This window comes from Vibrio sp. YT-15 (assembly GCF_033337445.1).
In the GTDB taxonomy this organism is placed as follows: Bacteria; Pseudomonadota; Gammaproteobacteria; order Enterobacterales; family Vibrionaceae; genus Vibrio; species Vibrio alginolyticus.
Window position 1 is genome coordinate 1 of record NZ_JAWOQR010000059.1, and the last position, 1,634, is coordinate 1,634.

1 protein-coding gene is annotated in these 1,634 nt (G+C 45.5%); it reads right to left on the reverse strand.

Annotation, left to right across the window (positions count from 1 at the left end):
- A partial coding sequence (dld, locus tag R7D93_RS25215) for a D-lactate dehydrogenase (RefSeq protein ID WP_318129551.1) occupies positions 1-1,534 on the reverse strand: 1,534 nt, incomplete at its 3' end.
- Positions 1,535-1,634 lie beyond the last annotated feature (100 nt).

Consider the following 1,634-nt stretch of genomic DNA (forward strand, 5'->3'; position numbering starts at 1 on the left):
CTAACATCAGCTTCTTCATCAATTTGGTATCTGTACCTTTTTTGAAGATGTAATCCTGATGGAAGACGTAACACATGAAGTGCCCGTAATAGAGCGACTGAACCAGATTTTTGCTCACCTCTTCAGGCAAAGTTTCCAACCATTCTTCATCATTTCTGCGCAATGCGATATCGAGCGCAACAATGTCTTCAACCTCGTTGCGATGAATCGTTTCGTAGCGAATCGCAGCCCCAGCCGCCGCAAAACGATGTAAGTAAGCTTTTTTACCTTCATCTGGCGTACATTCGAAGAAATCGCAATCATCTTCAACAGCCCATACTTCTTTCAGGTATTTTTGTGCCTCTTCAATTCCGCCATCACTCATTTTTAGCACTAAGTGATGCTCGTATTTATCGCAGAATTCCAGCATTCGCTCAGGCAAATGCTGCGGGAACAATTTGCTTGCGTAGTACAAAATGGTGTCTGGCAAATATTTGCTGACAAATGGCACTCGCTCTAAAAAGTTCTCTACTTTTGCTTTCAATGCGAACATCTTAGGCAGTTTGTCCGTACCCAATAAGTCGATCGATAAAAACACGTCTTTGCCGTATTTCTCTGCCATATTGAAGATATCGCGATGCAGATACTCCCCCATTTCTGGCAGGTTATCGAATTGAGTCAGAAAATCTTTTCTCAATTTGGTTAACTTGTTTGCGTCGTTCGTACCCAAGTAAAACACTTGCTCTTTGTTTGGCACTGGGTAGCTATCAACACGCACTGCAAACACGCCCAATTTGCCCGCACAGCCGCTCGCTTCAAACAAGCGACGCTCGTCAGCATTAAAACGTGAAGGGATGTCAGATGTTACGTCACGAACTCGTTCATCATATTCTTTGTCTGATGCCATGCGATCATCGTGAACAATCTTGCTTGGGTCGAAATTGCCCTCTTGCAGGTTGTGAAGAATTTCTTCCGGCGTCTCACCCAAGCCATCAATACCAAGATGGTTAACCAGATGGAGGTTGCCCTGCTTATCGACCTGCGCGTAGATGGCAAGCTCAGTATACGCCGGACCGCGTTTCACTAACGCACCGCCTGAGTTATTGGCAATGCCACCGACAACCGTCGCTCCTAGCGATGAAGATCCAATAATAGAATGCGGCGCGCGGTTAACGGCTCTGAGTTCTTTTTCTAGTGAATGTAGACTTGCACCGGGTAAGCACACCGCCTGTTTGCCACCATCCAGCAGGTGAATTTTTTTGATTTTGGTAATGTTGATCACCACGACATCGCGGTCATAGTCGTTACCACTTGGTGCAGAGCCTTCTGTGAGACCTGTTTTCGCAGCCTGCATGATGATGATGCAGTTCGCCTCGACACACTGTTTAATGATCTTCCATTGTTCTAACAAAGTGTTAGGAAACACGACGGCAAGCGCTGTACCACTACCAGAGCGAAAACCTGAGCGGTAGTATTTGGTTTTAACCTGATCGGTCAGGACATTCTCTTCCCCGACTATCGTTTTAAATTCTTCTATCAGCTGCTTTTGTTTCATATCCGTATCTCTAGTTATTTTGCATCACTCACATCCAACCAGACACGGTGTGGATTTGAGTTTGGCTCACTATAAGCAGTCAATTTCCCTGCGTCCATCA